Genomic DNA, 18,419 nt, shown 5'->3' on the forward strand with positions numbered 1-18,419 from the left:
ATTTACTACTTTCTATTTCTTGACTTAAATGCAGGAATTTCTTCATTCTCATCATCATCAGATTCTTCATCAATATACTCAAAATCTAAGTCTGCATCCTCTGCATTCTCTTCTAAATCTTCAATAACAAAACCATCTACTTCACTAGATTCTTCTACTTCTTCCTTAGCGTCTTTTGCAGAAGAGTCTAATTCATCATCAAATTCAGAAACAGTCTCAGTTTCTAACATCGGCTCTTCAAAAACAATTCCCTCATCTTCTACTTTACTTTCTTCAAGGCTCTCAATTACAAAATCAGCTGTTTCATCCACAGTAGTTGATTCTTCATTCTCAAGCTCTTCAATTGTCTCATAAACCGATTCAAGGCTATTATCTTTCTCGGCTGTTTCGAATTCCTTAGCTGCTTGAATATATTTTTCTTCAGCAGTTAATTCCTTCTCTTCCTTATCTTCTGCTTCTACAGAAATTGAACGAGTCTTCTTTGTTGTCTTGCCCATATGAACCGCTGCAATTGCTAATTCTCTTTCAGAACTCTCAATATCAGCAACAATATCCGTAGAATCCTTATAATAGTCCTCAACTAAGAATTTTTCCCAATCAAAGACCTTCTCAACAGCCTTAATTGCAACTTCTATCATGTCCATATCAGGTTCCCTAGTAGTTAACTTTTGTAACCACATACCTGGCTTACTTAAAAGTCTTGTAAACTTATTATCTACTTTACCAGCAAATCTAATAACTTCGTATGAAACTCCAGCTATTACTGGCATTAATAGAATACGAATAATTAGCTGTGCCACTGTATTATCTATTCTTATAAAGATAAAAAATACAATACTAACAAACATTACTATAAACAAGAAGCTTGTTCCACATCTTTTATGATATCTTGAACTATTCTTAACATTCTCTGGTGTAAGTCTAGCACCATTCTCAATACAATTAATACACTTATGCTCAGCACCATGATACATAAATGTTCTCTTTATATCTCCCATCTGAGATATTAAAGCAAGATATAATACAAAAATTATAAGTCTTATAATGCCCTCAAAGAAATTAAGCAATCCCTTAGATGACACTACAACAGCTAATGCTCTTGATACTAAATAGGGAACAACCATAAATAAAGCAACTGCTAAAAATATAGATAAAATAACAGTCACTGCCATTAAGATTGATTCGAATTTATCCTTAAAAATATTCTTTCCGATTTCGTCAATCTTAGTTTTTTCTCTTTCTGATGGATCTTCATAAAAAGTAGAAGAATAATTAAGTACACTTAATCCTGTAACTAATGAATCAAAAAAGTTGAAAACGCCTCTAATTATAGGATAATTCAACCACTTATATTTCTTAGTTGCTAAAGTGTTCTCTTTAACTATAACTTCTATTTCATTGTCAGGCTTTCTAATAGCCACTGAATACTTATCCTGATTACGCATCATGATACCTTCAATTACTGCCTGACCTCCAATACCCGATAATTTCATCTTTAAGTCCTCCAAATTATGTATAAATAACATTACAAGTAATTTTCATAACAAACACTCCTATAATAACATAATTTAACATAATACAAAAGATAAAAATTAGGCATAAAAAAAGATTGAGGCTTTCACCTCAATCTTTAATATTTCATTATTAGTTGTTAACACCATACTTCTTGTTGAACTTATCGATACGTCCACGAGCTGATGTTGCCTTCTGCTGTCCTGTATAGAAAGGATGACACTTAGAACAAATTTCTACATGGATCTCTTCCTTTGTTGAACCTGTTACGAATTCATTACCACAGTTACAAACAACCTTAGCCTGGTAATATTCTGGATGGATACCTTCTCTCATGATTTCACCTCTTTACAATTAAGATTAATTTATCTACTAATTAGTTATCGACTGCTAGCATGTTGCCATGCGATAACTTGCATCGAATGATAACTGTATACAACGATAACTTCGTATCTATCGATAAACAGCTTTTATATTCTATCATAGGTATATTTGTAATGCAAGTATTTTTTGTATCTATTATATACCATCGATAATCCTTATATACCTTGATTTACAGACATCTCTTAATTTTGTTTCTTAAAAAAAACAAAACGAATAAAATATTAAATATATCTGTCCTTTAAGATTCTATTGACGAATTCACTATTATTTTTTGTTTTATAGAATAAGTCAATAACCCTTTCTGCAGATTCCTCTGCTCTTTGACCATTAAGTCCCTTACGCATAATATTTACTGCTTCTAATTCATCAGCATCAAGAAGTAAATCTTCTCTTCTTGTACTAGACTTAATAACATCAATTGCTGGGAACACTCTTCTTTCAGATAACTTTCTATCAAGTACAAGTTCCATATTACCTGTTCCCTTAAATTCTTCAAATACAACATCGTCCATCTTAGAACCTGTATCTACAAGAGCTGTTGCAAGAATTGTTAAACTTCCGCCTTCTCTCATATTTCTAGCTGCACCAAAGAATTTCTTAGGCATATGAAGTGCTGCTGGATCTAAACCACCTGATAATGTACGACCTGAAGCTTGAACTGTTAAGTTATATGCTCTTGCAAGTCTTGTAATACTATCAAGCAAAATAATAACATCCTGCTGCTGCTCAACTAATCTTTTTGCTCTTTCAATTACCATTTCAGATACTCTTCTATGATTATCTGGTTGTTCATCAAATGTTGAGTAAATAACTTCTACATTATCACCCTTAATTGATTCCTTCATATCTGTTACTTCTTCTGGTCTTTCATCAATAAGAAGAATAATTAAATGCATTTCTGGATTATTATTAACAACTGCCTTAGCAACCTGCTTTAAAAGAGTTGTTTTACCTGATTTAGGCTGAGATACAATCATACCTCTTTGTCCCTTACCAATAGGACTTATTAAATCCACCATTCTCATTGCCACTGTATTAGAACCTGGCTCAAGATGTATTCTTTCATTTGGAAAAATTGGTGTTAACTTTTCAAAAGCTGGTCTTTCAATGGCATAACTTGGATCTAAACCGTTAATAGAAACAAGATACTGCAATGCTCTAAACTTATCTGTTGAATTTTTTTGCTTAGCTGGACCTGTAAGAATATCACCTGTTTTTAAGTTAAATTTTCTTATCTGTGTTGGAGATACATATACGTCATTATCACCTGGTAAGAAATTTTCACATCTAATGAAACCGTAACCTTCATTTATAACTTCTAAGATACCATCAGCCATAACTTCATCTTCTTCAAGTTTAACATCATAATTTGGTAATGGCTTTGGTGTTATAATAGCCTTTGCTGGCTTTGTATAATTTCTTGGGTTTTTTTCTTCAAATCTAGAATCGTATCTATTATCATTTCGATTATCTGTATTTTTGTCAAAGCGATTAGTTCTATCAAAACGATTGTTTCTATAATTATCTCTATTGTTTTCTCTGTTATTATAGTAAGTTTTGTTGCTTTCTCTTTTATTATCTTTAGCTACATATCTTGTAATATGTTTCTCGTATCTTTCATACTTTTGATCCTGTGTTTCATTTTTAAGACTGTCAGTTGATTGATCATAATTTTCTTTATTCTCTTGCATTTCTTTGCCATCTTCTAGCTCAGTCTTTGACTTGCTACTAGCATCATCAGATATTTTACTTTCAATGCCATCAGCTTCAGTTAAAACATCAATCAATGCGCTTTTCTTTAAAGTAGATACGTTTTTAAGCCCTAATTCTTTTGCTATCTGCTTTAATGCAACTAATGATAATTTTTCTAGCTTTTCTCTCATCGATAACCTCTCTTTCAAATTCAAAAATAAATTAAATTAAAATATAAATAAAACGGCATAAGCCATTAAGCCCTAAAATATCACTGTCTTAAATTAATTCTAGTTTGGGAAAAAAACCGAAATTGATTTGATTTTTATTCAATTCAAAGAAGCGAATTGAATCGTTTCATAAGTATCTTCTTTAACATTATAAAACATATTACAAAAAAATAAAAGCCCTATATTTTTCTTTTCTTTTTTTCAACTTACAAATATGTTATTATTAGACTCGTGCGAAAGCCCATTTTATAAGCTTTTAGCACTAATTTTCTTTAGGAAAAATCATAAGTAATTAAGAAAGGTTGGTATTAATTATGACAAATGCACAGAAAGCTCTACAACTTCACGAAGAATGGAATGGTAAATTTGAGACAACACCTAAGATGAAGATTGCTACAAGAGAGGACTTAAGTTTAGCCTATACTCCTGGTGTGGCTGAACCTTGCAAAATAATCGCAAAAGATAAGGAAGCTGCTTATAAATACACAATTAAATCAAACACTATTGCAGTAGTTTCCGATGGTAGTGCCGTTCTTGGCCTTGGTAATATTGGTGCTCATGCTGCTATGCCTGTTATGGAAGGTAAAGCTGTATTATTCAAGGAATTTGGTGGAGTAAATGCAGTGCCTATTTGTCTTGATACTCAAGATACAGAAGAAATTATAAAGACTGTTGTAAATATTGCTCCTGCTTTTGGCGGAATCAACCTTGAAGATATTGCAGCACCTAGATGTTTCGAAGTTGAAACTCGTCTTAAGGAATTACTTGATATTCCTGTATTCCACGACGATCAGCACGGAACTGCTATTGTTGTATTAGCAGGCGTTATTAACGCATTAAAAGTAACTAAGAAGAATAAAGAAGATGTTAAGGTTGTAGTAAATGGCGCAGGTTCAGCTGGTATTGCTATTACAAAGCTTTTACTTACATACGGCTTTAAAAACGTTACTATGTGCGATAAATCAGGTATCTTAAATAAGGATTCAAAAGACCTTAACTGGATGCAAAAATCCATGATGGAAGTAACAAACCTTGACAATAAATCTGGTAGTTTAGCAGATGCCCTTAAAGGCGCTGACATTTTTGTTGGCGTATCAGCTCCAAATATTGTTACAGCCGAAATGGTTAAGACAATGAATAAGGATTCAATCATTTTTGCAATGGCTAATCCAACTCCAGAAATTATGCCAGATGTTGCAAAGGAAGCTGGCGCAAGAGTTGTGGGAACTGGACGTTCAGATTTCCCTAACCAGGTAAATAACGTAATTGCATTCCCTGGTATCTTTAAGGGTGCTCTTGAAGGTAGAGCAACTCAGATTACTGAAGAAATGAAATTAGCTGCTGCCACAGCAATTGCAAGCCTTGTATCAGATGATGAACTATCAGATGTTAACATTTTACCAGAAGCATTTGATGAAAGAGTTGCTGACGTTGTAGCTAAGGCTGTAAAGGATCATATTAAATAATGCTTCCTTACTACTATTCAGTTAACGAATATTTAAAGGACACTTATGGTTGCAAAATGTATAGACTCTCCCTTGATGGTGGAATGACCTGTCCTAATAGAGATGGGCTTATTGATACAAGAGGATGTATATTTTGCTCCCGCGGTGGTTCTGGTGATTTTGCCACTAAACTCTCTATCGCTACACCGATAGAGAGTGAGGGTAAATCTAGTTCCAACATGACTTTAAGGCAACAACAAATAATAGCTAATCTAGACGCAAATATATCAAAGGCTAAGGAAAGGGTTTCTAATAAATTTAAAGGTGATTCCTACATCGCCTACTTTCAATCCTTTACTAATACCTATGCAAGTCCTTCATATTTGCGTTCTTTATTTTTCCCTGTAATTAACAGAGATGATATTAAGATTTTAGACATTGCTACACGTCCAGATTGCCTTGAAGAACCAATTCTTGAAGTTCTTGATGCTTGCAACAAAATAAAGCCTGTATGGGTTGAATTAGGGCTTCAGACAATACATGAAAAATCAGCTAAATATATAAGGCGAGGATATCCTCTTAAAACCTTTGTAGATGCCGTAGATAAGCTTAACAAACTAAACATTCCAATTATTGTACATGTTATAATTGGCCTTCCAGGTGAAAGCAATAATGACATATACGAAACTATTAAGTTTATATCTAAACTCCCTATTAGTGGGGTTAAACTACAGCTCTTACATGTACTAAAAGACACAGATTTATACCAGGATTATTTAGAAAAAAAATTCCATATTTACTCAATGGAAGAATATTTTGATGTGCTAGGAAACATACTTAAGCTTCTCCCAGCTAACATGGTAATTCACAGATTAACAGGAGATGGACCAAAAAGCCTACTTGTTGAACCTACTTGGACTGCCAATAAAAAATATGTCTTAAATTCCATGAATAAATATTTTAAGGATAACAATATATATCAAGGTTGTAATTTTAAGAAATAATAGAAAATTTTACTTAAAAGTCATCCAAATTGACAAAATTGTATTGTCAATTAGCCAAAGTTAGTATATTATTTATCAGTATGGCATTTTGTGCACTAATAAGAGACGGGGAAAAATTTTATGGAAGGCAATGCGACAACACTTTATAAGTTAATGATTCTTTACATGCTAAGCAAGGTTAATTTTCCATTGACTAACAGTCAAATGTCAACCTTTATGCTAGAGAAGAAATATACTGATTATTTTACTTTTCAGGAAACTATTAATTCTTTAGTTGCAGATTCCTTTATTAAGAAAACTAATTATCAAAATAATACGCAATATCAACTTACTAAAGACGGCGTTGATACTATAGCTTTTTTCTATACAAAGATATCTAGTAGCATTAGAGAGGAAATTGACGAATACCTTATAGCTAACAAGTACAATCTAAAGAATGAATCAGGTACAACTTCTGATTATTACAGAACTACAGATGGAACCTACATGACAGATTGTAAGGTTAAAGAAGGTAACATTAACATCATTGAATTATCTCTTAATGTTCCACTAGAAGAACAGGCTGAAAATATTTGTGCTAAATGGCGCGAGAATAGCCAAGAGATATACGAATTTATTATCAGTAAACTCATGTAAAAAAGACATAATGAAAATTAATTTTACATTTAATTTTCATTATGTCTTTTTTATTATACTATTTAGGCTTTATCAGAGCCTTCTTCGAAGCCTTCATCGATGCCTTCTTCGGAGCCTTCATCAGGGCTTCCAAGAACATATCCATCAACAAGTTCCCAAAGCTGTTCTAGACCCTGCTTTGTTTCTGATGAAAAAGGTATTAAAATATCATCTTTTTGTAAGCCTAAACCATTTCTTATTGCCTTTATATTTTTTTGAACCTGACTTCTTTTTATCTTATCAAGTTTTGTTGCTACTATTACTGGTCTAAAGCCATTATTTACAATCCAGTCATACATCATTTTATCATTAGCTGAAGGGTCATGTCTTATATCCACAAGTAAAAATACCTGTTTTAATTGCTTTGATGTACGCAAATATTTTTCAATCATCTTACCCCATTTAGCCTTAACTGATTCAGATACCTTAGCATATCCATATCCAGGTAAATCCACTAAATACATAATGTCATTAATATTATAAAAATTAATTGTCTGTGTCTTACCAGGCTGTGAAGATATTCTCGCATAAGACTTTCTTCTCATTAATGCATTAATAAGCGATGACTTACCAACATTTGATTTACCTGCAAAAGCTACCTCTGGTAGTGTTGTTTCCGGTATCTTACTTGTCACACCTATTACAATTTCCAAATTAACATTTTTAATTACCATACTAACCTCATCTCTTTATCCTTAGCTATTTATAACAAGGCTATTATCTAGCACTTCTGTCATATTCTTGACATATACAATGTCTAATTTGCTAGTGATTTCTTCGTCAAATTCTTCCACATCACTTTTATTATCAGCCGGAACTAAAACCTTAGTAATTCCAGCAGCCTTAGCAGCAAGAAGTTTTTCCTTTAGTCCACCAATGGCTAAAACCTTACCTCTTAAAGTAATTTCACCTGTCATGGCAAGATTTGATAACACCTTAATATTAGTTACAGCTGATAATATACCCGTTGCAAGGGTTATACCTGCTGAAGGACCATCTTTAGGAATTGCTCCCTCTGGAATGTGAATATGTATATTATGCTTTTCAAAAAAGTCGCTGTCAACTTTATATTTTCCCTTTTCTGTAATTGATCTTACATAGGAAAGGGCTATCATAGCAGACTCTTTCATTACATCACCCATACAACCTGTTAGCTTTAATTCACCTTTACCTGGCATTGTATTAACTTCAATTTCTAGTGTATCACCACCAACACTAGTCCAAGCAAGTCCTCTAACAATTCCAACATCTGGAGCTTTATTTTTTTGATCCTGTCTATACTTTTCCTTACCTAGGAATTCGCTTAAATTCTTATCTGTAACCTTTACTGTATCCTTTATATCCTTGTTTCTTGTACCATCCTCGTTAAAGGCCCCTGACTCATATAAGTTTTTGACTGCTTTTCTACAAAGCTTACTAATCTGTCTTTCCAGATTTCTTACACCAGCCTCCTTAGTATAGCCACTAATAAGCTTATAAATAGCCTTATCACTTATTTTTAAATCCTTTTGCATTAAACCATTTTTCTTAATCTGTTTCTTAATTAAGTGTTCCTTAGCAATATGGAATTTTTCATTCTCAGTGTAGCTATTTAGCTCGATGATTTCCATTCTGTCTAGTAAAGGTCTAGAAATAGTCGACAAATCATTTGCTGTTGCAATAAATAACACGTTAGAAAGGTCAACTGGCATTTCTATATAATGATCTAAAAAATGCGTATTTTGCTCACTATCTAGCACTTCTAAAAGTGCTGCTGATGTATCGCCCTTATAATCTGAACTTATTTTGTCAATTTCATCAAGCAACATTAATGGATTATTGCTTCCTGCACTTACCAATCCATCTATAATTCTACCTGGCATTGCTCCTATATATGTCTTTCTATGGCCTCTAATTTCAGCCTCGTCCTTAACACCACCAAGACAAATTCTTACATAATTCTTATTAAGAGCTTTTGCCACACTTCTTGCTATAGATGTCTTACCTGTTCCTGGAGGTCCCACAAGACATATAATTGGCGCATTACCCTTATCTGTAATATTTCTAACAGCTAGTGTTTCTAACACTCTTTCCTTGATCTCTTTAAGTCCATAATGATCCTCATCTAAGATTTTCTTAGCGTTAAAAATATCCTTATTGTCTTCTGTTTCATTATTCCATGGAAGTTCTAAACAATTCTCAATATATGTTCTTTGCACATTAGCCTCTGATGAACTTCCCTGGATCTCCTTTAATCTTCTTAATTCCTTTAAAAGTTTATCCTTAACATAGTCCTCTGCATTTAATTCCATGATTTTTTGTTTAAAATCGTCAATTTCTGAAATTAAATCACCATATAACTCTTCATTTATTACACCAGCCTGTTCCTTAAGTATGTATTCTCGCTGGTTTTTATCCACTTTTTCCTTAACCTTTATAGCTAATTCTTCTCTAATTGCAAAAGCATTGCACTCCTCTATCATCACTTTTCCAATATATTCATACATTTCTTCCACATCTGTTATTTCTAAGACATGTTGTCTCATTTCATAATCCATTGGAAAATCTATACTTATTGACTCTAACAGCTTATCTATATCATTTATTCCTAACCAATTAGTTAATATATCCCTACTCATCTTAACATTAGCTATACCGTATCTTTTGACTAATTCATGTATCCCCATTACCATTGCCCTATTAGTCACTTCATCTGGCTTAATTAAATGAGACATAAATGGCGAAACTGATGCCATTAAATAATCATCTCTATCCTCTAACTCTAATAAATTGGCCTTTAAATTACCCTCTACCTGAATTCTTAAAATCTTATTAGGTAACTTTACAACCTGCTTAATCTTAGCAATACAACCAACTTCAAATAAATCATCGATTTCTGGAGCTAGATTTTCTGAATCTCTTTGTGATACAAGAAAAATCATTTGATTTTGCTGCATAGCTCTATTAGTCGCCATTATTGATTTTTTTCTGCTAATATCTATCTGTATTACCATTCCTGGTAGTACTGTGATATTTCTTAATGGTATAACTGGTAAGCTTAAATCCTTCATATCATTCTTCCTTTTAGCTCTAATTCATAATTAAAAATAGTGATTGACAGAAATATCCGCCAATCACTATGTATAAAACTATTGTGCTTTTTTAGATACCTTGTCAGTTCTATATTCAAGAAGCGGTTTTGAGATTCCCTCAACAGCTTCCTTAGTTATGATACATTTTGAAATTGTATCATCTGATGGTATTTCATACATTGTCTCATTCATTACAGACTCTAAGATTGAACGAAGACCTCTTGCACCTGTCTTTCTTTCAAAACTCTTATGTGCAATTTCTCTAATAGCGTCATCTCTAAATTCAAGTTCAACCTCATCAAGACTAAATAATGCCTGATACTGCTTAACAATAGCGTTCTTTGGTTCCTTTAAAATTCTTACTAAGGCATCTTCATCTAAGGAATCAAGTGCTACTACAACTGGCACTCTACCTACAAATTCAGGAATAAGACCAAATTTAATGAAGTCCTGAGGAAGTGCCTTATGGAACATCTCACCAACTGTTTCTTTTGACTTTTCATGAAGTTCAGAATTAAATCCAATTGAACTTTGATCCATTCGCGATTCAATAATTTTCTCTAATCCATCAAAAGCACCACCACAAATAAATAAAATATTAGTTGTGTTAATAGGAATAAGCTCCTGCTGTGGATGCTTACGACCACCCTGAGGTGGAACTGATGCATCAGTACCTTCTAAAATCTTTAAAAGTGCCTGCTGAACGCCTTCACCAGATACATCTCTTGTAATAGAGACATTCTCTGATTTCTTTGTAATCTTATCAATTTCATCGATATAAACAATACCATACTGAGCTTTTTCCACGTCATAATCTGCTGCCTGGATAAGCTTAAGTAAGATATTCTCCACATCTTCACCTACGTAACCAGCTTCTGTAAGTGTTGTAGCATCTGCAATTGCAAATGGCACATTAAGAAGTCTAGCTAAGTTTTGTGCAAGGAAAGTCTTACCTGAACCTGTTGGTCCTAACATAAGAATGTTACTCTTTTGTAGTTCAACATCCAAGTCTCTTCCCGATAAAATTCTCTTATAATGATTATAAACAGCTACTGATAAAACTTTCTTAGCTTCATCTTGACCAATTACATAATCATCGAGGAATTCTTTAATTTCCTTTGGCTTAAGTAAGTTAATATTTAAGTCATCAGCTGCATCTAATTCAGCAGTATCAAATTCCTCATCGAGAATATCACTGCAGATACCCACGCACTCATCACAAATATAAGCGCCATTAGGTCCAGCTATAAGCTTTTTTACTTGATCCTGAGATTTATTACAGAATGAGCATCTAAGCTTATTGCCTTCATCTGTTGTTCTTCCTGCCATGTTAACTCTCTCCTATAATTATATTTAGTTTCTCTTTTCAACTACACTATCAATAAGTCCATAAGCAAGAGCTTCCTGAGCTGTCATGTAGTTGTCACGTTCTGTATCTCTAGCTATTTCTTCTACTGATTTACCAGTATTAGCAGCTAAGATTTCATTTAATTTATTACGAGTCTTTAAAATATTCTCTGCAACGATTCTAATTTCAGTTTCCTGACCTCTAGCGCCACCTGATGGCTGATGAATCATAATTTCTGAATTAGGAAGTGCAAGTCTCTTTCCCTTAGTACCGCCTGATAAAAGGAATGCACCCATACTAGCTGCAAGACCAAGACAAATTGTTGAAACATCACACTTAATATATTGCATTGTATCGTAAATAGCAAAACCTGCTGATACAGATCCACCAGGACTGTTAATATAGAAATGAATATCCTTACTTGGATCTTCAGCTTCTAAAAAAAGCATCTGAGCAACAACAAGATTTGCTGAAACATCAGTTACTTCTTCACCTAAAAATACAATTCTATCTTTTAATAATCTAGAGTAGATATCATAAGATCTCTCGCCTCTACTATTTTGTTCAATGACATATGGTACGAAACTCATTATTTCCTCCTTCAAATGCACCTCAATAGAGTGCACTTTCTTATTTTCATATTAACTACTTTTAAATTATACAACAATTAGTGAAAACTATCCATAAATTTTAAATAAAAATAAGCACTAATTTCTATATATTCCATAAAAATTAGTGCTTATTACCTATTAAACTATCTAAAATTATAAATATAACATTTCAAAATTTCAAATCTTGTTAATAATTTATAATTACTTCTCAACTACTGAAGAAACAATTAATTCAACAGCCTTAGTTACTGCTAAATCTTCCTTAATCTGCTTTGTTTCGTTCTCGCCCATGAAGTTCTTAATCTGTTCAACTTCCATACCGTACTGGCTAGCCATCTTCTCTAATTCAGCCTGAACTTCTTCTTCTGAAACTTCGATGTTCTCAGCCTTAACAACAGCTTCAAGAACTAATCTAGACTTAATTCTCTTTAATGCTTCTGGCTTCATTTCGTTAACTAAGCTATCAGCTGTAGTACCTGTATACTTGAAGTACTGATCAAGTGAAAGGCCCTGAGCCTGTAATCTCTGAGCAAAATCCTGAGCCATTCTGTTAACCTGAGTTTCAACCATAGCTTCTGGAATATCCATCTTAGAATCTTCGATTAACTTAGCGATTGCTTCGTCTTCCTTAACTGACTTAGCCTGGTTTTCCTTACGCTCTGCAATCTTCTTCTTTAAATCTTCCTTGTATTCAGCAAGTGTATCAAAATCTGATACATCCTGAGCAAATTCATCATCTAATTCTGGAAGCTGCTTTTCTTTGATTTCGTTAATCTTAACCTTGAATGTAGCAGCCTTACCCTTTAAGTTCTCAGCATGATATTCTTCTGGGAATGTAACGTTGATTTCCTTCTCTTCGCCAATATTCATACCGATAAGCTGTTCTTCAAAGTTATCGATAAATGAATGTGAACCAATTGTAAGAGAATAGTTCTCACCCTTACCACCTTCGAATGCAACGCCATCAACAAAACCTTCGAAATCGATAACAGTCTGATCACCATCAGCAACTGCTCTATCTTCTACAGAAACGATTCTTGAATTCTGATCCTGTACTCTCTTTAATTCTTCTTCAACATCAGCATCTGTAGCAGCAACATCTACCTTAGATACTTCGATACCCTTATATGAACCTAATTCTACTTCTGGCTTAAGAGCTACTGTAGCTGTGAATACAAATGGCTTACCAGCTTCAAGCTGAGTAACTTCAATCTTAGGCTGAGAAACGATCTCTAAACCTGATTCATCAGCTGCATTAGCGTATGCATCAGGAATAATTTCATTAGCAGCATCCTCAAAGAATACTTCCTTACCATACATCTTCTCTATCATTACTCGTGGAGCTTTACCCTTTCTGAAACCAGGAAGGCTAATCTTATTCTTATTCTTATTATAAGCTGTGTTAAGAGCAGCTTCGAATTCTTCAGAAGTTGACTCGATAACAAGCTTTACCATGTTTTTTTCTTCTAAATTTTCAACTGTAAAACTCATTTTAATAAAATCCTCCTTAAATTAGGTCACTTTTAGACCTTAAAAGTGCATACTATGGGATTATATCATATTCCATATAATAATACCAGTAAAATTTATTTTAAATTATACTACGCATTTGGTAAATATCTTTCATAGTATTTAAAACAATCAAAAATTGGTTTATATCTGCCGCTTCCATATGCTGTAACACAAATATAAATATGATCATTTTTAGTGGCATAACTTACAAGACAATTTCTTGCTGTATCTGTATAACCTGTCTTACCACCTAAAATCTTAACCCCAGGAACTTCTGTACCATACATTCTTGTCCACATAGTACTTCTAATATTGTATCCTTGTGGAGTTCTATTAGTTCCTGCTGTTGTATAGTTTTCTGTTGCTAGAATAGTTCTTGCAGTTTCATTTTGTATAGCATATTCCATAATCATTGCCATCTCCTGGCAAGTTGTATAATGATTAGCTTCTGAATTGCCCCATGTGTTCATAAAATGTGTATGAGTTAGACCTAGTTCCTTAGCCTTATCATTCATCATTTCCACAAATTTGTCTGTAGACCCTGCTGTTGCAATTGCAAGACCTTCTGCACAATCAGCTCCAGAATAAAGGATAAGTCCATATAACATATCCTTAATTGTTGCTGTTTCTCCACCTTCATATCCTACTCTTGAGGCCCCTTCTTTAACTAGGGGTGCAATAATTGCATTGTCAAAGGTGTATGTTGTATTCTCGTAATCATCAATATTCTCCAATACAACAATTAATGTCATAACCTTAGTCATAGATGCAGGTTCCATAACTGTATCAGCAAGTCTTCCCGCAATAATCTGGTTATTAGTTACATCAAGAATTGCACCATAAGCACTATCTATATCTTCGTCTGCAACCTCTTTATAGTCACTTGCAATAGTTGCATATGGTATTGTCTTGAATTCCTTTTCTTCTTCTGTCTCAACACTAACCTCGTCTTCTATGGCATCGTTAGTTGAAACACTCACTTCATTACCTTTTCCTCTAATAGCAATAAATCCTATCCCCACCATTATTATTCCAAGTATAAAAAAAAGTAAAAATTTCTGTCTTCTAAGTTGTCTAGCTCTCTTTCTTCTAATGGCTGAGATAACCCTTTCTCGCTTTTCGACTGATAATTTAGCAAGTCTAATTTCCTCTTCTAAATTATACTCGTCCATTTAATTACCCTTCGTATTGAATATTCTTAGCTAAATCCTTAGCTGCCTTATCACTTACTAAAATTCTTACAAGCTCTAATCCTAAATCTATAGAAGTTCCCATACCTCTAGATGTAGTAATATTACCATCTGTTACTGTCTTTACCTTACTTCCAAGACAAATAGCACCTTCTAAAGTATCTTCGTAACCTGGGAAGCATGTTGCCTTTTTTCCCTTTAAAAAACCTAACTTTCCTAAGACACTAGGTGCTGCACAAATTGCAGCAATTCTATTACCATTATCGTTATATTCAGTAAGGAGGTTCATCAAAACCTTTCTATCAAAATAATTCTTAGTTCCAGGGCCACCTGGTAAGAATATCACTTCACTTTTATCAAATTCATAGCTACCAAATAAATGATCAGCGACTACAGTAATTCCCTGTGCACTTACGACTTCTTTCTTACCTGTTATAGAAATAGTGTCTACCTCTATACCAGCTCTTTTAAGAATGTCCACAACTGCAAAGCACTCCACAGTTTCAAAGCCATCTGTTAAAATAGCGCATACCTTCATAAAATCTCCTCCTTGATGCCTTTTTTCGCACCACTATAGAATACCATTTTATCCTTATTTTCTCAACAAATATGCAAAAAGAAACTGCGAAAAATGGCAATTTCGCAGTCTCTTTAACACACATATCAATTATTTAACTTTTTATCATTTTTTATTCAAATATAGTCTTTAAATTACTATCTTTTATTTTCCCTAAAAAGTCTACTCTAACCTTGTTTCATCCTTATCGATAATAAATTCGTTACCATCTTTATTAGAATAAACAATTCTGCCATTTACTATTGTATAGATTACCTTTCCCTTAACTTCTTTACCATTAAATGGTGTATTCTTTCCCTTTGAAGCAAAAAGACTAGAATCTATTACATATTTTTGCTTAGGATCAATAATTGTAATATCAGCAACTTTTCCAACTCCAAGTGTGCCCCTATCAATTCCTATAATTTTACTTGGGCGAAGACTCATTCTATCCACCATCTGCATAGGTGTTAATAAATTCTTAGCAACTAGTTCTGTAATTACAAGACTAACAGCCGATTCAAGCATAGACATTCCAAAAGGTGCATCCACAAAGCCTTCCGCTTTTTCTGAATAATGATGTGGTGAATGGTCTGTGGCTATTGCATCTATTATTCCAAGTCTAAGTCCCTTTATAAGCGCATCCCTGTCCTCTTTTTTCCTTAATGGAGGGGCAATCTTATAATTAGCATCACTACCATCCACATCCATCTCTGTTAGAATTAAATGCTGTGGCGTAACTTCTGCTGTAATATCTAGTCCTGCATCCTTAGCCTGTTTTATAAGGTCAACTGCTGTCTTTGTTGACACATGACAAATATGTAATTTTGCCTTTGTATCCTTAGCAAGCAATATATCTCTTGCAACCATTGTCTCCTCAACCGCATCTAATATTCCATAAAGGCCTAATTCCTTGGCTCTATCTCCGGCATTCATCACGCCTCTTGCCATAAGATTTCTATCTTCGCAATGGGCAAAAACCGGAATATCAACTTCTGCAGCTTGTTTAAGTGCCTGTCTTGCTACTCTAGCATCCATAATAGAATTACCATCCTCACATACAGCCACTGCTCCAGCTCTTTTCATACCATCAAAATCAGTTAAATATTGACCCTCATCACTAGCTGTTATTGCTCCAACCGGTAGTACATTAATGTCTGTAACATCCTTTGCCTTCTCTATGGCCTCACGAACTCTTTCCTCGCTATCAATGGCTGGTTTAGTTTTTGGCATAGTACAAACTGTTGTAAATCCACCTCTTGCAGCAGCTCTTGCTCCAGTTCTAATTGTTTCCTTATGTTCAAATCCTGGTTCTCTAAAATGCACTCTTAAGTCAATTAAACCTGGGCATACATAACATCCATTTGCATCAATAATTAAATCATCTTCCCCTGATGCTTCAGCCTCGCTAATATTGTTAGTTACTTTGCTTATCACGTTTTTGTCGACTAAAATATCAATTTGGTCGTCAATCTTGTTTGCAGGGTCGATAACTCTGCCATTTTTAATAAGAATCTTCAATTTTTGCTCCCCCCTAATGTCTAATTTTTACTTTCCTCTACTATCTCTAACTCTTATAAACAATTATCCTTCTCAAAACTTAATGAATCTACTGGCTTACCAAACAAATAACCCTGAATATAGTCAACTCCAAATTCTTTTAATAGAGCATATTGTTCCTCTCTTTCAACTCCCTCGGCTACTATTTGTGTACCTATTGTTTTAGATAAATCTACAATTAGCTTTATAAATGCTTTAGCATACTCATCTTCAATTAAATCATCTATAAAGGTCTTATCGATTTTAATAATATCTAATGGTAATCTCTTTATATAATTTAATGACGAATAACCTGTTCCAAAATCATCAAGTGCCACTTTAATTCCAAGTTTACGTAAATTATTTAGAATTGTTATAACCCTATTTATATCATTAATTGCAAAAGATTCTGTTACTTCCACAACAATATTCTTTGGATTAACCTTAGTTCTATCTATTATTTCCTTAATGTCCTCTACAAGATCAAACTGCATTAACTGTATTGCAGATAAATTCACACTTACATGAAAATCTGGATGTCCATTATCATTCCATTCCTTACACTGGAGGCAAGCATTTTCAATAACAAATTCTCCAATTGTTGTTATTAAACCTAAATACTCAGCCATAGGAATAAAATCGCTAGGATACATAAAGCCCAAACTCTTCGAATCCCATCTAATTAAAGCTTCAGATCCAACACATTCTTTAGTTACTGTACTAACTATTGGTTGATAGAATAATACAAATTCATCCTTAGAAGTTTCTACTGCTTCTTTAATATATTCTTCATGCTTATTATATTTTCTGTTGGCAAAGCGTTTATTATCAGTTACATCAAGTGCTGTGCCTATTACTGCCGATTTTCCATCAACCCAACACATTTCCTTTAATCTAACTTCATACCAACGACCATATTGAGGATAATATTTGATATTATTGTATTTAAAGCCTTCTGATGGCTTACCTTCATTTACAATAGCTTCATCATAAGTATTTCTTATAACTGTCTCTACTGCAACATCAAGACTCGCCTTTTCATTGGCAAATACAACCTTTCCAGATTCTACTTCTCTAACAATTATTCCAAGTTCTATATTACTTAAGATATAATCAAGAATTCTTTTTGCAGCTAGATTTCCATTGTCCTTATTATTGCTTCCTCTCTCACTCATATATAAACCCCTATTACTTATAATATGGATATTGCTTAAATTTATTATAAACCTAGTTCATTCTTTTGAAAAGATATTTTTATTATCCTAAGTAAGAATTTATATATAAAAAAAATCCAAGCTTTCGCTTGGATTAATCACTTGCTCTTTCAAAACTGCACATTAAATATATTCATCCGTAAGTCATTCTCTAAGAATAACCCTCGTTTATGTTCAGTGATTTCTCACTCTCTATCCAAACCTTAACCTTTATTGGTTAAGCCCTCGACCTATTAGTACAAATCAGCTCCACATGTCACCACGCTTCCACCTTTTGCCTATCAACCTCGTCGTCTTCAAGGGGTCTTACTACATTCGTATGGGATATCTCATCTTGAGGGGGGCTTCACGCTTAGATGCCTTCAGCGTTTATCCCGTCCCGACTTGGCTACTCGGCCATGCACTTGGTAATGCAACCGATACACCAGAGGTCAGT

At 33.6% G+C, this 18,419-nt stretch carries 15 protein-coding genes and 1 rRNA gene; 3 read left to right on the forward strand and 13 right to left on the reverse strand.

All coding sequences use genetic code 11. From position 1 onward, the window contains the following. Window positions 1-5: 5 nt before the first annotated feature. The 3 genes from T537_RS12640 to rho all read right to left on the reverse strand — a co-directional run bounded on the left by T537_RS12640 (window position 6) and on the right by rho (window position 3,779). Window positions 6-1,493: a DUF1385 domain-containing protein gene (locus tag T537_RS12640; RefSeq protein WP_081823233.1), complete on the reverse strand. Its 1,488-nt coding sequence runs from the start codon at window positions 1,491-1,493 to the stop codon at window positions 6-8. A gap of 151 nt (window positions 1,494-1,644) precedes the next feature. Beyond that, on the reverse strand, window positions 1,645-1,848 hold the full coding sequence (gene rpmE, locus T537_RS0102570; RefSeq protein WP_027438170.1) for a 50S ribosomal protein L31: 204 nt from the start codon (window positions 1,846-1,848) through the stop codon (window positions 1,645-1,647). Between the two features lie 269 nt (window positions 1,849-2,117). Beyond that, window positions 2,118-3,779 carry a transcription termination factor Rho gene (gene rho / locus T537_RS0102575; RefSeq protein ID WP_031556159.1) on the reverse strand — a complete coding sequence of 554 codons (1,662 nt, stop codon included), beginning with the start codon at window positions 3,777-3,779 and terminating at the stop codon, window positions 2,118-2,120. Between the two features lie 353 nt (window positions 3,780-4,132). On the opposite strand from rho, the gene T537_RS0102580 reads away from it, so the two are divergent. The 3 genes from T537_RS0102580 to T537_RS0102590 all read left to right on the forward strand — a co-directional run bounded on the left by T537_RS0102580 (window position 4,133) and on the right by T537_RS0102590 (window position 6,903). Beyond that, the gene (locus T537_RS0102580; protein WP_027438172.1) at window positions 4,133-5,284 is read left to right on the forward strand and encodes an NAD(P)-dependent malic enzyme; all 1,152 of its coding nucleotides are present in this window, start codon (window positions 4,133-4,135) and stop codon (window positions 5,282-5,284) included. Continuing rightward, window positions 5,284-6,267 (forward strand): tRNA modification radical SAM protein MnmL/YtqA, encoded by a 984-nt coding sequence (locus tag T537_RS0102585; RefSeq protein WP_027438173.1) that lies wholly within the window; start codon window positions 5,284-5,286, stop codon window positions 6,265-6,267. Before T537_RS0102580 ends, T537_RS0102585 begins: the two co-directional genes overlap by 1 nt. Window positions 6,268-6,387: 120 nt before the next feature. Then, complete coding sequence (locus T537_RS0102590) at window positions 6,388-6,903, forward strand: DUF4364 family protein (protein WP_027438174.1); 516 nt, start codon at window positions 6,388-6,390, stop codon at window positions 6,901-6,903. 62 nt (window positions 6,904-6,965) lie between these two features. On the opposite strand, the gene yihA is transcribed toward T537_RS0102590, so the two are convergent. From yihA to T537_RS0102640, 10 genes are all read right to left on the reverse strand, one after another. Beyond that, window positions 6,966-7,616 carry a ribosome biogenesis GTP-binding protein YihA/YsxC gene (gene yihA / locus T537_RS0102595; protein WP_051637138.1) on the reverse strand — a complete coding sequence of 217 codons (651 nt, stop codon included), beginning with the start codon at window positions 7,614-7,616 and terminating at the stop codon, window positions 6,966-6,968. A gap of 21 nt (window positions 7,617-7,637) precedes the next feature. Further along, the gene (gene lon, locus T537_RS0102600) at window positions 7,638-9,992 is read right to left on the reverse strand and encodes an endopeptidase La (protein WP_027438176.1); all 2,355 of its coding nucleotides are present in this window, start codon (window positions 9,990-9,992) and stop codon (window positions 7,638-7,640) included. A 78-nt stretch (window positions 9,993-10,070) separates the two neighbouring features. Then, on the reverse strand, window positions 10,071-11,342 hold the full coding sequence (gene clpX / locus T537_RS0102605; RefSeq protein ID WP_027438177.1) for an ATP-dependent Clp protease ATP-binding subunit ClpX: 1,272 nt from the start codon (window positions 11,340-11,342) through the stop codon (window positions 10,071-10,073). Window positions 11,343-11,366: 24 nt separating this feature from the next. Next, window positions 11,367-11,951, reverse strand: coding sequence for an ATP-dependent Clp endopeptidase proteolytic subunit ClpP (gene clpP / locus T537_RS0102610; RefSeq protein WP_027438178.1), 585 nt, complete (start codon window positions 11,949-11,951; stop codon window positions 11,367-11,369). A gap of 222 nt (window positions 11,952-12,173) precedes the next feature. Continuing rightward, window positions 12,174-13,463 (reverse strand): trigger factor, encoded by a 1,290-nt coding sequence (gene tig, locus T537_RS0102615; RefSeq protein ID WP_031556164.1) that lies wholly within the window; start codon window positions 13,461-13,463, stop codon window positions 12,174-12,176. Window positions 13,464-13,573: 110 nt separating this feature from the next. Then, window positions 13,574-14,656 carry a D-alanyl-D-alanine carboxypeptidase family protein gene (locus tag T537_RS0102620; RefSeq protein ID WP_051637139.1) on the reverse strand — a complete coding sequence of 361 codons (1,083 nt, stop codon included), beginning with the start codon at window positions 14,654-14,656 and terminating at the stop codon, window positions 13,574-13,576. A 4-nt stretch (window positions 14,657-14,660) separates the two neighbouring features. Further along, on the reverse strand, window positions 14,661-15,212 hold the full coding sequence (locus tag T537_RS0102625; RefSeq protein ID WP_031556168.1) for a DJ-1 family glyoxalase III: 552 nt from the start codon (window positions 15,210-15,212) through the stop codon (window positions 14,661-14,663). A gap of 201 nt (window positions 15,213-15,413) precedes the next feature. Continuing rightward, entirely contained in the window at window positions 15,414-16,751 is a 1,338-nt protein-coding gene (locus T537_RS0102630; RefSeq protein ID WP_027438181.1) for a dihydroorotase, read from the reverse strand. 53 nt (window positions 16,752-16,804) lie between these two features. After that, a complete protein-coding gene (locus tag T537_RS12310) occupies window positions 16,805-17,944 on the reverse strand; it encodes a putative bifunctional diguanylate cyclase/phosphodiesterase (protein ID WP_051637140.1) in 1,140 nt (379 codons plus the stop codon). A gap of 252 nt (window positions 17,945-18,196) precedes the next feature. Further along, window positions 18,197-18,419 (reverse strand): 23S ribosomal RNA (locus T537_RS0102640); the annotation flags it as partial.

Origin of the sequence: Lachnospira multipara LB2003, assembly GCF_000702205.1 — a bacterium.
Lineage (GTDB): Bacteria > Bacillota > Clostridia > Lachnospirales > Lachnospiraceae > Lachnospira > Lachnospira multipara_A.

Excerpts from the sequence above, each read along its gene's own strand:
- T537_RS12640 (WP_081823233.1), bottom strand. The coding sequence starts at position 1,493 with ATGAAATTATCGGGTATTGGAGGTCAGGCAGTAATTGAAGGTATCATG.
- rpmE (WP_027438170.1), bottom strand. The coding sequence starts at position 1,848 with ATGAGAGAAGGTATCCATCCAGAATATTACCAGGCTAAGGTTGTTTGT.
- rho (WP_031556159.1), bottom strand. The coding sequence starts at position 3,779 with ATGAGAGAAAAGCTAGAAAAATTATCATTAGTTGCATTAAAGCAGATA.
- T537_RS0102580 (WP_027438172.1), top strand. The coding sequence starts at position 4,133 with ATGACAAATGCACAGAAAGCTCTACAACTTCACGAAGAATGGAATGGT.
- T537_RS0102585 (WP_027438173.1), top strand. The coding sequence starts at position 5,284 with ATGCTTCCTTACTACTATTCAGTTAACGAATATTTAAAGGACACTTAT.
- T537_RS0102590 (WP_027438174.1), top strand. The coding sequence starts at position 6,388 with ATGGAAGGCAATGCGACAACACTTTATAAGTTAATGATTCTTTACATG.
- yihA (WP_051637138.1), bottom strand. The coding sequence starts at position 7,616 with ATGGTAATTAAAAATGTTAATTTGGAAATTGTAATAGGTGTGACAAGT.
- lon (WP_027438176.1), bottom strand. The coding sequence starts at position 9,992 with ATGAAGGATTTAAGCTTACCAGTTATACCATTAAGAAATATCACAGTA.
- clpX (WP_027438177.1), bottom strand. The coding sequence starts at position 11,342 with ATGGCAGGAAGAACAACAGATGAAGGCAATAAGCTTAGATGCTCATTC.
- clpP (WP_027438178.1), bottom strand. The coding sequence starts at position 11,951 with ATGAGTTTCGTACCATATGTCATTGAACAAAATAGTAGAGGCGAGAGA.
- tig (WP_031556164.1), bottom strand. The coding sequence starts at position 13,463 with ATGAGTTTTACAGTTGAAAATTTAGAAGAAAAAAACATGGTAAAGCTT.
- T537_RS0102620 (WP_051637139.1), bottom strand. The coding sequence starts at position 14,656 with ATGGACGAGTATAATTTAGAAGAGGAAATTAGACTTGCTAAATTATCA.
- T537_RS0102625 (WP_031556168.1), bottom strand. The coding sequence starts at position 15,212 with ATGAAGGTATGCGCTATTTTAACAGATGGCTTTGAAACTGTGGAGTGC.
- T537_RS12310 (WP_051637140.1), bottom strand. The coding sequence starts at position 17,944 with ATGAGTGAGAGAGGAAGCAATAATAAGGACAATGGAAATCTAGCTGCA.